This is a genomic window from Pseudomonas sp. So3.2b (assembly GCF_019464415.1).
Classification (GTDB): domain Bacteria; phylum Pseudomonadota; class Gammaproteobacteria; order Pseudomonadales; family Pseudomonadaceae; genus Aquipseudomonas; species Aquipseudomonas shahriarae.
The window spans coordinates 5,469,298-5,481,833 of the sequence record NZ_CP080494.1 but is presented as its reverse complement, the minus strand read 5'-3'; the positions used below and the strand labels follow the sequence as shown (position 1 = coordinate 5,481,833).

Below are 12,536 nucleotides of genomic sequence, written 5' to 3'. Positions count from 1 at the left end.
CGTCCATCCCATGCAGCCATGCCAGCCAATACCTCTTCTTATAAAGCGCTGGGTGAGCAGGATTATCGGAGAAATACCATGTCGTACGCAGTAATTGTTACTGGTGGCAAGCAATACAAGGTCGCCCCAGGTGAATACCTGAAGATCGAAAAACTGGAAATCGCTACCGGCGAATCCGTTACTTTTGATCGCGTTCTGTTGGTCGCCAATGGCGATGACGTGAACATCGGCGCTCCAGTTGTTGCTGGCGCTACCGTTGTGGCTGAAGTGATCTCCCAAGGTCGTCACGATAAAGTCCGCATCATCAAGTTCCGTCGTCGTAAGCACCACATGAAGCGTATGGGCCACCGCCAGTGGTACACCGAGATCAAAATCACCGGTATTCAGGCTTAATTTCAGCCTAATTCCTCACTAGGAGAATTGACTCATGGCACACAAAAAAGCTGGTGGTAGTACCCGTAACGGTCGCGACTCAGAAGCCAAACGCCTTGGCGTTAAGATGTATGGCGGCCAGAAAATCATTCCGGGCAACATCATCGTGCGTCAGCGCGGCACCCAATTCCACGCCGGTTACGGTGTAGGCATGGGTAAAGATCACACCCTCTTCGCGAAAATCGAAGGCGTGATCAAGTTTGAAGTAAAAGGCGCGTTCAACCGCCGTTACGTGAGCGTTGTCTCGGCTTAATTGCGAGCTCGCTGGAAAAGCCCTGTCTTGCGACGGGGCTTTTTCGTTTGTGGGGTGAGTCTCTTGCAAAGCTGTTTGTGGTGGGCGAAGGCAGCGGGATTTGCGGTCGCTGATTGAGGTTGCTGCGCTCATTTTTGCAAGAGTCTTATGTCTTGGTTTCTTAAGCTCGTCCGTGCGGCGAGAGGCGTTTTGTTATGAAGTTCGTTGATGAAGTTTCGATCCGAGTAAAAGCTGGCGACGGCGGCAATGGTTGCATGAGTTTCCGTCGCGAAAAGTTCATCGAAAACGGTGGCCCGAACGGCGGCGACGGTGGTGATGGCGGTTCCATCTACATGATGGCCGACGAAAACCTCAATACCCTGGTGGACTACCGTTACACCCGGCACTTCGATGCCGAGCGCGGCTCCAACGGCGGCAGCACTGACTGCACCGGTAAAAAGGGTGAGGATCTGGTGCTGCGTGTGCCGGTCGGCACCACGATCATCGACTCTGCCACCCAGGAAGTGATTGGCGACCTGACCAAGGCCGGCCAGAAACTGATGGTTGTGCAGGGTGGCTGGCACGGTCTGGGTAACACCCGATTCAAGTCCAGTACCAACCGTGCGCCGCGCCAGACCACGCCGGGCAAGCCGGGCGAGCAGCGTGACCTGAAGCTGGAAATGAAAGTGCTGGCGGATGTGGGCCTGCTGGGTCTGCCAAACGCGGGCAAAAGTACCTTCATTCGCTCGGTGTCGGCCGCTAAGCCGAAAGTTGCGGACTACCCGTTCACCACTCTGGTGCCAAACCTGGGTGTGGTCAGCGTCGATCGCTGGAAGAGCTTCGTGATCGCGGATATTCCGGGCCTGATCGAAGGTGCTTCCGATGGTGCGGGTCTGGGGATTCGCTTCCTCAAGCACTTGTCCCGTACCCGTCTGTTGCTGCACCTCGTCGACATGGCGCCGCTGGATGAAACCAGTGCGCCGGACGCGGCTGAAGTGATCGTCAACGAATTGACCAAGTTCAGTCCGTCCCTGGCTGAGCGTGACCGTTGGCTGGTGCTGAACAAGTGCGACCAGATCCTCGAGGAAGAGCACGAAGAGCGGGTCAAGGAAATCGTTGACCGCCTACAGTGGGAAGGTCCGGTCTACGTGATCTCCGCCATTGCCAAAGAAGGCACTGAGCGTTTGACTCGCGACATCATGCGCTACCTGGAAGATCGTGCTGATCGCCTGGCTGCCGACCCAGCCTACAAGGCTGAATTGGCTGACCTCGACCAGCGTATCGAAGACGAGGCGCGTGCCCAGTTGCAGGCGCTGGATGATCAGCGTGCCCTGCGTCGCAGTGGCGTCAAGTCGGTCCATGACATCGGTGACGATGATTGGGACGAGGAAGATGTGGATGATGAAGATGGTCCAGAAATCATTTACGTGCGTGACTGATCTGTTGCGATAAACTTAAGCGCCGCTCAATAGAGCGGCGTTTTAGTATCTGGAAATCGGTAGTCACGAATAACGTTATGGGCGGCGCTGGGTCGCGTGGCCCTCAATCTAAGGTTGAAGATGATGCGGAGCAAAGTGACGGGTGCGCAACGCTGGGTCGTAAAGATCGGGAGTGCGCTGCTGACGGCGGATGGCAAGGGGCTGGATCGCGCAGCCATGAGCGTCTGGGTTGAACAGATGGTGGCCTTGCATGAGGCAGGTGTCGAGTTGGTGCTGGTGTCGTCCGGGGCGGTTGCTGCCGGGATGAGCCGCCTTGGCTGGACCGCGCGACCCAGCGCGATGCATGAGTTGCAGGCCGCTGCTGCGATTGGTCAGATGGGGTTGGTGCAGGCCTGGGAATCCAGTTTTGCCGAGCACGGCCGCCATACCGCGCAGATTCTGCTGACCCATGACGATCTGTCCGACCGCAAGCGCTACCTCAATGCCCGTAGCACCTTGCGTGCCCTGGTCGAGCTCAAGGTGATCCCGGTGATCAACGAGAACGACACCGTGGTGACCGACGAAATCCGCTTTGGCGATAACGACACCCTGGCGGCCCTGGTGGCCAACCTGGTGGAGGCTGACCTGCTGGTGATCCTCACGGATCGCGATGGCATGTTTGACGCCGATCCGCGCAACAATCCTGACGCTCAGCTGATTTACGAAGCGCGGGCCGATGATCCGGCGCTCGATGCGGTAGCGGGCAGTGTCGGTGGTGCGTTGGGGCGTGGTGGCATGCAGACCAAGCTGCGCGCGGCGCGCCTGGCGGCCCGTTCGGGTGCCCATACCATCATCGTCGGCGGGCGCCTGGAGCGCGTGCTGGATCGCCTCAAGGCAGGCGAGCGCATCGGCACATTGCTGTCGCCCGAGCGTGGCATGCTGGCGGCGCGTAAGCAGTGGCTGGCTGGCCATCTGCAGACCCGTGGCACCCTGGTGCTGGATGCGGGTGCGGTGTCGGCGCTGTCCCAGGGCAACAAGAGCTTGTTGCCGGTAGGCGTCAAGCTGGTCCAGGGTAGCTTCCGGCGCGGTGAAATGGTGGTGTGTGTCGCGCCGGACGGTCGTGAGATTGCCCGTGGGCTGGCCAACTACAGTGCCCTTGAGGCGCAGAAAATCATTGGGCAGTCGTCTGAGTCGATTGTCGGTCTGTTGGGTTACATGGCTGAGCCGGAACTGGTTCACCGCGATAACCTGATTCTGGTCTAAAGGGAAAATTGCGATGCGCGTAATGAAGGGGTTGCTGGGGCTGCTGATGGCGATGCCGCTGCTGGCTTCGGCCGAAGAGATTGGCCAGGTGTCGACCGTGTTCAAGTTTGTCGGCCCCAATGATCGGATCGTGGTCGAGGCTTTTGATGATCCCAAGGTAGAGGGCGTGACTTGCTACCTGTCTCGCGCCAAGACGGGTGGGGTGAAGGGTGGTCTGGGCTTGGCCGAGGATCGCGCCGAGGCATCCATTGCCTGTCGTCAGGTGGGGCCGATTCGCTTCAAGGGCGAGCTCAAGGATGGTGATGAGGTGTTCAAGGAGCGCACCTCGCTGGTGTTCAAGACCATGCAGGTGGTGCGTTTCCTCGACAAGAAGCGCAATACCCTGGTGTACCTGGTCTACAGCGACCGTCTGATCGAAGGCAGCCCGCAGAATGCGGTGACGGCGATTCCGATCCTGCCGTGGCCTGGCGCGCAATAAGCCTGGCAGCTCCGCTCTGCTTTATGTGGGGGCTGGCTTGCCTGCGATAGCGGTTTAACAGTCGACTTCAATGTTGGATGTTATGTACCTGTCGCAGGCAAGCCGGCTCCCACATTTGTTTTTGGGAGGCGGCATAAATCGTAGGCAATAAAAAACCGACCCTGGGGTCGGTTTTTTAACAAGCTTATCGCTTAGGCTGCAGCAGCAAGGTTCAGAGCCTTGATGTGGCCATTCAGACGACCTTTATGGCGAGCAGCTTTGTTCTTGTGGATGATGCCTTTATCGGCCATACGGTCGATAACTGGCACGGCCAGAACGTAAGCAGCTTGAGCTTTTTCAGCGTCTTTTGCGTCAATGGCCTTAACTACATTCTTGATGTAGGTACGAACCATGGAACGCAGGCTGGCGTTGTGGCTGCGACGCTTCTCAGCCTGTTTTGCACGTTTTTTGGCGGAAGGTGTGTTGGCCACCGTCGAGCTCCTCGAAAGACTTTTTAGGAAATAGCAAACAAAATAGGCCGCGAATCATGCCGATGAGTTGAAGTCTTGTCAAGGGCGGCTGATGCGAACTGCTGAGTGGTCGATCTGAAGAGGCGGGTGATTTATTTCCGGCGCTTGACCTGTAAACTCGCGAGCTTTGGCTCTGTGCTGTTGCAGGCGCGCAGTATCGCATAAGTAGGCGCTTTGTTCGCCTGCTCTTTATCTATAGGCAAAAACTCTTTCAATGAATCTGCTCAAGTCGTTGGCCGCCGTCAGCTCGATCACCATGATTTCCCGGGTTCTGGGGTTTGTGCGTGACACCCTCATCGCACGTATTTTTGGCGCGAGCATGGCCACGGATGCCTTCTTTATCGCGTTCAAACTGCCCAACCTGCTGCGGCGGATCTTCGCCGAGGGCGCGTTTTCCCAGGCGTTCGTGCCGATCCTGGCGGAATACAAGACCCAGCAGGGCGAGGAGGCCACCCGCACCTTTATCGCCTATGTCTCGGGCCTGCTGACCCTGGTGCTGATGCTGGTGACCGTCGCCGGGATGCTCGCTGCGCCCTGGATTATCTGGGCCACGGCGCCCGGGTTTGCCAACACTCCGGAAAAATTCGCCCTGACCAGTGATCTGTTGCGGGTGACCTTTCCTTATATATTGCTGATTTCCCTGTCTTCCCTGGCGGGCGCGATCCTCAATACCTGGAACCGGTTCTCGGTGCCGGCGTTTGTGCCGACCCTGCTTAATGTCAGCATGATCATCTTTGCCCTGTTCCTCACGCCGTACTTCGATCCGCCGGTGATGGCGCTCGGCTGGGCGGTGCTGGCCGGTGGCCTGGCGCAACTGTTGTATCAACTGCCTCACCTGAAAAAGATTGGCATGCTTGTGCTGCCGCGCCTGAACCTCAAGGACACGGGTGTGTGGCGGGTGATGAAAAACATGCTGCCGGCGATTCTCGGGGTGTCGGTCAGCCAGATTTCCCTGATTATCAACACCGCATTCGCTTCGCTGCTGGTCTCCGGTTCCGTGTCGTGGATGTATTACGCTGATCGCCTGATGGAATTGCCCTCCGGTGTGCTGGGCGTGGCGCTGGGTACCATTTTGCTGCCGACCCTGGCCCGCACCTATGCCAGCAAGGACCGCCACGAATACTCGCGTATTCTCGATTGGGGCCTGCGCCTGTGCTTTGTGCTGGTGCTGCCATGCTCCCTGGCCCTGGGGATCCTGGCCGAGCCGCTGACCGTTTCGCTGTTCCAGTACGGCCAGTTCAGCGCGTTCGACGCCTTGATGACCCAGCGTGCATTGGTCGCCTATTCGGTGGGGTTGCTGGGGATTATCGTGATCAAGGTCCTCGCGCCGGGCTTTTACGCCCAGCAAAACATCCGGACCCCGGTGAAAATTGCGATTTTCACCCTGGTGGTCACCCAACTGTTCAACCTGATCTTCATCGGGCCGCTGGCTCACGCGGGCCTGGCCCTGGCGATCAGTGCCGGGGCGTGCATCAATGCCGGCCTGTTGTTCTATCAATTGCGCAAACAAAAAATGTACCAGCCGCAGCCAGGCTGGGGCATGTTCGCCCTCAAATTGCTGGTAGCGGTGGCGGTGATGTCAGCGGTATTGCTGGGGTTGATGCACTGGATGCCGGCGTGGGGCGAGGGGCAGATGCTTGAGCGATTCCTGCGCCTGGGCCTGCTGGTGGTGGCCGGGGTGATCGCCTACTTTGGCATGTTGCTGCTGCTGGGCTTCCGCCTGCGGGATTTCAATCGCAAGGCGCTGAATTGATCGCAATCAACAATAAGCCGGCTGTTTTTTCGATTCGGATCATTTGGCCTGTGCTGTTGCCTGTCGTCCGGGGCCGGGTGTGGTTATAATCGACCACTTTATGAGCAAGAAGCGCGTTATGCAGCTGGTTCGAGGTCTCCACAACCTGCGCCCCGAGCATCGGGGCTGCGTCGCCACTATTGGCAACTTTGACGGTGTTCACCGTGGCCACCAGGCGATCCTGGCGCGGCTGCGCGAGCGCGCAGTCGAGTTGGGCGTGCCCAGCTGCGTGGTGATTTTCGAGCCGCAGCCCCGTGAGTTCTTCACTCCCGAGACGGCTCCAGCCCGTTTGGCCCGCTTGCGGGACAAACTGCAACTGCTGGCCGAAGAGGGCGTGGACCGGGTTCTGTGCCTGGCCTTCAACCAGCGTTTGCGCAGTCTCAGCGCCACCGAGTTCGTCGACCGTATCCTCGTCGATGGCTTGGGCGTGCAGCATCTGGAGGTCGGCGACGACTTCCGCTTCGGTTGCGACCGGGTAGGGGATTTCGATTTCCTGCAGCAGGCCGGCGTGACCCAGGGGTTTACCGTCGAAGCCGCGCAAACCGTCGAACTGGACGGCCTGCGCATGAGCAGCACCCAGGTGCGAAATGCCTTGGCCGCTGCCGACTTCGCCTTGGCCGAGCGTTTGCTCGGTCGCCCGTTCCGGATTGCCGGGCGGGTCCTGCACGGCCAGAAGCTGGCGCGCCAACTGGGCACGCCAACCGCCAACGTGCAACTCAAGCGCCGTCGCGTGCCACTGACCGGGGTGTACCTGGTGAGTGTCGATATTGACGGTAAACCCTGGCCCGGAGTCGCCAATATAGGCGTCAGGCCAACGGTTGCAGGTGATGGCAAGGCCCACCTGGAAGTTCACCTTTTGGATTTTGCCGGGGATTTGTATGACCGGCGTTTGACGGTGGTTTTCCACCAAAAGCTGCGTGAAGAGCAGCGATTCGCCTCCCTGGAGGCGCTGAAAACGGCGATCAATGCGGATGTCGCCGCCGCCCGTGCACTAGCCGCACCTAGCGCCCATCGCTAATGAAGAGCCTTAAATGACCGACTATAAAGCCACGCTAAACCTTCCGGACACCGCCTTCCCAATGAAGGCCGGCCTGCCACAGCGCGAACCGCAGATCCTGCAGCGCTGGGACAGTATTGGCCTGTACGGAAAGTTGCGCGAGATTGGCAAGGATCGTCCGAAATTCGTCCTGCACGACGGCCCTCCTTATGCCAACGGCACGATTCACATCGGTCATGCGCTGAACAAGATTCTCAAGGACATGATCATCCGCTCGAAAACCCTTTCGGGCTTCGACGCGCCTTATGTCCCGGGTTGGGACTGCCATGGCCTGCCGATTGAACACAAAGTCGAAGTGACCCACGGCAAGAACCTGGGCGCCGACAAGACCCGCGAGCTGTGCCGCGCCTACGCCACCGAGCAGATCGAAGGGCAGAAGTCCGAATTCATCCGCCTGGGTGTGCTGGGTGACTGGGACAACCCGTACAAGACCATGAACTTCAAGAACGAGGCCGGGGAAATCCGTGCCTTGGCCGAGATCGTCAAGGGCGGCTTCGTGTTCAAGGGCCTCAAGCCCGTGAACTGGTGCTTTGACTGCGGCTCGGCCCTGGCCGAAGCGGAAGTCGAGTACGAAGACAAGAAGTCCTCGACCATCGACGTCGCGTTCCCGATCGCCGACGACGCCAAGCTGGCCGAGGCCTTTGGCCTGGCAAGCCTGGCCAAGCCCGCCGCCATCGTGATCTGGACCACCACCCCGTGGACCATCCCGGCCAACCAGGCGCTGAACGTGCACCCGGAATTCACCTACGCCCTGGTGGACGTCGGTGACCGCCTGCTGGTGCTGGCCGAGGAAATGGTCGAGGCCTGCCTGACTCGCTACGAGTTGCAAGGCTCGGTGATCGCCACGACCACGGGCTCCGCGCTGGAGCTGATCAACTTCCGTCACCCGTTCTACGACCGTCTGTCGCCGGTGTACCTGGCTGACTACGTCGAACTGGGCTCGGGTACTGGGGTGGTTCACTCCGCGCCGGCCTACGGTGTGGACGACTTCGTGACCTGCAAAGCCTATGGCATGGTCAACGATGACATCCTCAACCCGGTGCAGAGCAATGGCGTATACGTGCCGTCGCTGGAGTTCTTCGGTGGCCAGTTCATCTTCAAGGCCAACCAGCCGATCATCGACAAACTGTCGGAAGTCGGTGCGCTGCTGCACACCGAAACCATCAAGCACAGTTACATGCACTGCTGGCGCCACAAGACCCCGCTGATCTACCGCGCCACCGCGCAGTGGTTCATCGGCATGGACAAAGAGCCTGTCGCCGGCGAAACCCTGCGCAAGCGTGCGATCAAAGCCATCGAAGACACCAAGTTCGTACCGGCCTGGGGCCAGGCACGCCTGCACTCGATGATTGCCAACCGTCCCGACTGGTGCATCTCCCGCCAGCGTAACTGGGGCGTGCCGATCCCGTTCTTCCTGAACAAGGAAAGCGGCGAACTGCACCCACGCACCGTCGAACTGATGGAAGTGGTGGCCCAGCGTGTGGAGCAGGAAGGTATCGAAGCCTGGTTCAAGCTGGACGCTGCCGAGCTGCTTGGTGACGAAGCGCCGCTGTACGACAAGATCAGCGACACCCTCGACGTGTGGTTCGACTCGGGTACCACCCACTGGCACGTGCTGCGCGGCTCGCACCTGATGGGTCACGAGACCGGCCCGCGCGCCGACCTGTATCTGGAAGGCTCGGACCAACACCGTGGCTGGTTCCACTCGTCCCTGCTGACCGGTTGCGCCATCGACGATCACGCCCCGTACCGCGAGCTGCTGACCCACGGGTTCACCGTCGACGAGAACGGTCGCAAGATGTCCAAGTCCCTGGGCAACGTGATTGCGCCGCAGAAGGTCAACGACACCCTGGGCGCCGACATCATGCGTCTGTGGGTGGCTTCCACCGACTATTCCGGTGAAATGGCCGTTTCGGAGCAGATCCTGCAACGCAGCGCCGATGCCTACCGCCGTATCCGCAATACCGCACGCTTCATGTTGTCGAACCTGACCGGCTTCAACCCGGCCACCGACATCCTGCCGGCCGAGGAAATGCTCGCCCTGGACCGTTGGGCTGTGGACCGTACCCTGTTGCTGCAACGTGAGTTGCAGGAGCACTACGGCGAATACCGCTTCTGGAACGTCTACTCGAAGATCCACAACTTCTGCGTGCAGGAGCTGGGTGGTTTCTACCTCGACATCATCAAGGACCGCCAGTACACCACCGGCGCCAACAGCAAGGCCCGCCGCTCGGCGCAGACCGCGCTGTACCACATCTCCGAAGCGCTGGTGCGCTGGATCGCGCCGATCCTGGCCTTCACTGCCGACGAGCTGTGGGAATACCTGCCGGGCGAGCGTAACGAGTCCGTAATGCTCAACACCTGGTACGAAGGCCTGACCGAATTGCCGGCCGACTTCGAACTGGGCCGCGAGTATTGGGAAGGTGTGATGGCCGTCAAGGTTGCGGTGAACAAGGAACTGGAAGTCCAGCGTGCGGCCAAGGCCGTCGGTGGCAACCTGCAGGCTGAAGTCACCCTGTTTGCCGAGGAAGGCCTGACCGCCGACCTGGGCAAATTGAGCAACGAACTGCGCTTCGTGCTGATTACCTCCACGGCTAGCCTGGCACCCTTCGCCCAGGCCCCGGCTGATGCGGTCGCGACCGAAGTCCCGGGCCTCAAGCTCAAGGTCGTCAAGTCCGCCTTCGCCAAGTGCGCCCGTTGCTGGCACTGCCGTGAAGACGTTGGCGTGAACCCGGAGCATCCGGAAATCTGCGGTCGTTGCGTCGACAACATCAGCGGTGCCGGTGAGGTTCGCCACTATGCCTAAATCCAGCCGTTTCGGACGTCTGGGTTGGCTCGTACTGAGCTTGCTGGTCCTGGTCATCGACCAGGTCAGCAAGGCTCACTTCGAGGGCACCCTGGAAATGTTCCAGCAGATCGTGGTGATTCCTGACTACTTCAGCTGGACCCTGGCCTATAACACCGGTGCCGCTTTCAGCTTCCTCGCTGACGGTGGTGGCTGGCAGCGTTGGCTGTTCGCCCTGATCGCTGTGGTGGTCAGTGCGGTGCTGGTGGTCTGGCTCAAGCGCCTTGGCCGCAATGACACCTGGCTGGCTATCGCCTTGGCACTGGTGCTGGGCGGTGCGCTGGGCAATCTGTACGACCGCATCGCCTTGGGCCATGTGATCGACTTCATTCTGGTGCATTGGCAGAACCGCCATTACTTCCCGGCGTTCAACTTTGCCGACAGCGCCATCTGCGTTGGCGCAATCATGCTGGCGCTGGATATGTTCAAGGGCAACAAGCCCGGAGAAGCCGTAAATGACTGAACAAGTATTGGCCGAACAACGCATTGGCCAGAACACGGAAGTCACCTTGCATTTCGCACTGCGCCTGGAGAATGGCGACACGGTCGACAGCACGTTCGATAAAGCCCCGGCGACCTTCAAGGTCGGCGATGGCAACCTGCTGCCGGGTTTTGAGACGGCGCTGTTCGGCTTCAAGGCCGGTGACAAGCGCAACCTGCAGATCCCGCCGGAAAACGCCTTTGGCCAGCCCAACCCGCAGAACGTACAAATCATCCCGCGTTCGCAGTTCCAGGACATGGAGCTGTCGGAAGGCTTGCTGGTGATCTTCAACGATGCGGCGAATACCGAACTGCCCGGAGTGGTCAAAACCTTCGATGACACTCAGGTGACCATCGACTTCAATCACCCGTTGGCCGGCAAGACCTTGACCTTTGATGTTGAAATCATCGACGTTAAAGCGCTCTAACTGACGAAACCGGTTCCTGTAGGCGCTGGCTGGCCTGCGATAGCAACGCCTCGGTGTACCAGTTGCACCGAGCGCAGGCAGACCAGCTCCCACAAAGACACGAGGCCCAGCATGCAAATCAAACTCGCCAACCCCCGTGGCTTCTGCGCCGGGGTGGACCGGGCGATCGAAATCGTCAATCGCGCCCTGGAAGTCTTCGGCCCGCCGATCTACGTGCGCCATGAAGTGGTCCATAACAAGTTCGTGGTCGAAGACCTGCGCGCCCGTGGCGCCATTTTTGTCGAAGAACTGGATCAGGTGCCGGACGACGTCATCGTTATCTTCAGCGCCCATGGCGTTTCCCAGGCAGTGCGCACCGAAGCCGCAGGCCGTGGCCTGAAAGTCTTCGATGCGACCTGCCCGCTGGTGACCAAGGTGCATATCGAAGTGGCGCGCTATAGCCGCGACGGCCGTGAGTGCATCCTGATCGGCCACGCCGGTCACCCCGAAGTCGAAGGCACCATGGGTCAGTACGACGCCCGCAATGGCGGCGCGATCTACCTGGTGGAAGACGAAAAAGACGTCGCCGAGTTGCAAGTGCATAACCCTGAGAAGTTGGCATTCGTGACCCAGACCACCTTGTCGATGGATGACACCAGCCGGGTCATCGACGCCCTGCGTACCCGTTTTCCTGCCATCGGTGGGCCGCGCAAGGACGACATCTGCTATGCCACGCAAAACCGCCAGGACGCCGTCAAGCAACTGGCCGACGAGTGTGACGTGGTGCTGGTCGTCGGTAGCCCTAACAGCTCCAACTCCAATCGTCTGCGTGAACTGGCCGAACGCATGGCTACCCCGGCGTACCTGATTGACGGTGCCGAAGACCTGCAGCGCAGTTGGTTCGACGGTGTCGAGCGCATTGGCATCACTGCGGGCGCCTCGGCGCCGGAAGTCCTGGTACGTGGCGTGATCCAGCAGTTGCAGGCGTGGGGCGCGACAGGTGCCGACGAGTTGTCAGGGCGCGAAGAGAACATCACTTTCTCCATGCCCAAGGAGCTGCGGGTTCGTTCGCTGCTCTGAGCCCCAGATCATCGTAGCCCCGGCACAATGCCTGCTCGGCCTTGTCGCTGCGCAGGCTGATGCGGCCGGTGGGCGCCAGCACCACTTGATGCAGGCTCAGCGGCTGGTCCGTTGAGCACACATGCACGGTGCCGGCGCGAAACCCACCCGCAGACAGCAGGGGTTCGCCCAAACCGCTGAAGCGAATCTGCGTGCGCACCGGGGTATTGCCCACAATGGGGATCCGCCCATTGTCCTGGCGTTCCAGCAGTACGGGGTTGTCGTCGTCCAGATGACCGCGGCCATTCATGTCCACCACCACCCTCCAGCCCCGACTCCAGTCATCATCCAGCGCGTGGATGATCACCGTTCGATTGCGCGCAATGGCCTGGGTGCGGGCGTAGCGCAAGCCAGACGCCAGTGTCTGCGCGGCGCTCAGTCGCGTTTGTGAGTCCAGCAGGCTCTTGAAGCCGGGTACCGCCAATTGCGCCAGGATGCCGCTGACGATCAAGCCGAGCAGCAATTCGATCAATGTGAAACCGCGTTGTTTCATACCTCGTCCCT

Annotated in this window: 13 protein-coding genes; 11 read left to right on the top strand and 2 right to left on the bottom strand. The window is 59.9% G+C overall.

What is annotated here, in order from left to right:
* The first annotated feature begins 78 nt into the window (after positions 1-78).
* From rplU to K1X80_RS24670, 5 genes are all read left to right on the top strand, one after another.
* Entirely contained in the window at positions 79-393 is a 315-nt protein-coding gene (gene rplU, locus K1X80_RS24690) for a 50S ribosomal protein L21 (protein WP_003176051.1), read from the top strand.
* A 34-nt stretch (positions 394-427) separates the two neighbouring features.
* Positions 428-685, top strand: a complete 258-nt coding sequence (rpmA, locus tag K1X80_RS24685; protein ID WP_029292052.1) for a 50S ribosomal protein L27 — start codon at positions 428-430, stop codon at positions 683-685.
* A gap of 194 nt (positions 686-879) precedes the next feature.
* The gene (cgtA, locus tag K1X80_RS24680; protein WP_057441108.1) at positions 880-2,103 is read left to right on the top strand and encodes an Obg family GTPase CgtA; all 1,224 of its coding nucleotides are present in this window, start codon (positions 880-882) and stop codon (positions 2,101-2,103) included.
* A 123-nt stretch (positions 2,104-2,226) separates the two neighbouring features.
* Complete coding sequence (gene proB / locus K1X80_RS24675; RefSeq protein WP_057441105.1) at positions 2,227-3,345, top strand: glutamate 5-kinase; 1,119 nt, start codon at positions 2,227-2,229, stop codon at positions 3,343-3,345.
* Positions 3,346-3,358: 13 nt separating this feature from the next.
* Entirely contained in the window at positions 3,359-3,823 is a 465-nt protein-coding gene (locus K1X80_RS24670; RefSeq protein WP_057441103.1) for a CreA family protein, read from the top strand.
* A 191-nt stretch (positions 3,824-4,014) separates the two neighbouring features.
* Here the strand turns inward: K1X80_RS24670 and rpsT are convergent, their stop codons facing one another.
* Complete coding sequence (gene rpsT, locus K1X80_RS24665; protein WP_003215870.1) at positions 4,015-4,293, bottom strand: 30S ribosomal protein S20; 279 nt, start codon at positions 4,291-4,293, stop codon at positions 4,015-4,017.
* A 253-nt stretch (positions 4,294-4,546) separates the two neighbouring features.
* Between rpsT and murJ the strand changes: the two genes are divergently transcribed.
* From murJ to ispH, 6 genes are all read left to right on the top strand, one after another.
* Entirely contained in the window at positions 4,547-6,085 is a 1,539-nt protein-coding gene (gene murJ / locus K1X80_RS24660) for a murein biosynthesis integral membrane protein MurJ (protein ID WP_115129037.1), read from the top strand.
* 118 nt (positions 6,086-6,203) lie between these two features.
* Complete coding sequence (gene ribF / locus K1X80_RS24655; protein WP_220172539.1) at positions 6,204-7,142, top strand: bifunctional riboflavin kinase/FAD synthetase; 939 nt, start codon at positions 6,204-6,206, stop codon at positions 7,140-7,142.
* 13 nt (positions 7,143-7,155) lie between these two features.
* The gene (ileS, locus tag K1X80_RS24650; RefSeq protein ID WP_057441098.1) at positions 7,156-9,987 is read left to right on the top strand and encodes an isoleucine--tRNA ligase; all 2,832 of its coding nucleotides are present in this window, start codon (positions 7,156-7,158) and stop codon (positions 9,985-9,987) included.
* Entirely contained in the window at positions 9,980-10,489 is a 510-nt protein-coding gene (gene lspA, locus K1X80_RS24645; protein ID WP_057958393.1) for a signal peptidase II, read from the top strand. Before ileS ends, lspA begins: the two co-directional genes overlap by 8 nt.
* Positions 10,490-10,496: 7 nt before the next feature.
* Positions 10,497-10,934 (top strand): FKBP-type peptidyl-prolyl cis-trans isomerase, encoded by a 438-nt coding sequence (gene fkpB, locus K1X80_RS24640; RefSeq protein WP_169959852.1) that lies wholly within the window; start codon positions 10,497-10,499, stop codon positions 10,932-10,934.
* Positions 10,935-11,045: 111 nt separating this feature from the next.
* Positions 11,046-11,993 carry a 4-hydroxy-3-methylbut-2-enyl diphosphate reductase gene (gene ispH, locus K1X80_RS24635; RefSeq protein ID WP_057441092.1) on the top strand — a complete coding sequence of 316 codons (948 nt, stop codon included), beginning with the start codon at positions 11,046-11,048 and terminating at the stop codon, positions 11,991-11,993.
* Here the strand turns inward: ispH and K1X80_RS24630 are convergent.
* Positions 11,947-12,525: a GspH/FimT family pseudopilin gene (locus K1X80_RS24630; protein ID WP_057444403.1), complete on the bottom strand. Its 579-nt coding sequence runs from the start codon at positions 12,523-12,525 to the stop codon at positions 11,947-11,949. The genes ispH and K1X80_RS24630 overlap by 47 nt on opposite strands.
* Positions 12,526-12,536 lie beyond the last annotated feature (11 nt).

What these genes read in the sequence shown, in the direction of transcription:
- proB (WP_057441105.1), top strand. Translation starts at nt 2,227, where the DNA reads ATGCGGAGCAAAGTGACGGGTGCGCAACGCTGGGTCGTAAAGATCGGG.
- rplU (WP_003176051.1), top strand. Translation starts at nt 79, where the DNA reads ATGTCGTACGCAGTAATTGTTACTGGTGGCAAGCAATACAAGGTCGCC.
- rpmA (WP_029292052.1), top strand. Translation starts at nt 428, where the DNA reads ATGGCACACAAAAAAGCTGGTGGTAGTACCCGTAACGGTCGCGACTCA.
- ispH (WP_057441092.1), top strand. Translation starts at nt 11,046, where the DNA reads ATGCAAATCAAACTCGCCAACCCCCGTGGCTTCTGCGCCGGGGTGGAC.
- ileS (WP_057441098.1), top strand. Translation starts at nt 7,156, where the DNA reads ATGACCGACTATAAAGCCACGCTAAACCTTCCGGACACCGCCTTCCCA.
- murJ (WP_115129037.1), top strand. Translation starts at nt 4,547, where the DNA reads ATGAATCTGCTCAAGTCGTTGGCCGCCGTCAGCTCGATCACCATGATT.
- ribF (WP_220172539.1), top strand. Translation starts at nt 6,204, where the DNA reads ATGCAGCTGGTTCGAGGTCTCCACAACCTGCGCCCCGAGCATCGGGGC.
- lspA (WP_057958393.1), top strand. Translation starts at nt 9,980, where the DNA reads ATGCCTAAATCCAGCCGTTTCGGACGTCTGGGTTGGCTCGTACTGAGC.
- K1X80_RS24630 (WP_057444403.1), bottom strand. Translation starts at nt 12,525, where the DNA reads ATGAAACAACGCGGTTTCACATTGATCGAATTGCTGCTCGGCTTGATC.
- K1X80_RS24670 (WP_057441103.1), top strand. Translation starts at nt 3,359, where the DNA reads ATGCGCGTAATGAAGGGGTTGCTGGGGCTGCTGATGGCGATGCCGCTG.
- cgtA (WP_057441108.1), top strand. Translation starts at nt 880, where the DNA reads ATGAAGTTCGTTGATGAAGTTTCGATCCGAGTAAAAGCTGGCGACGGC.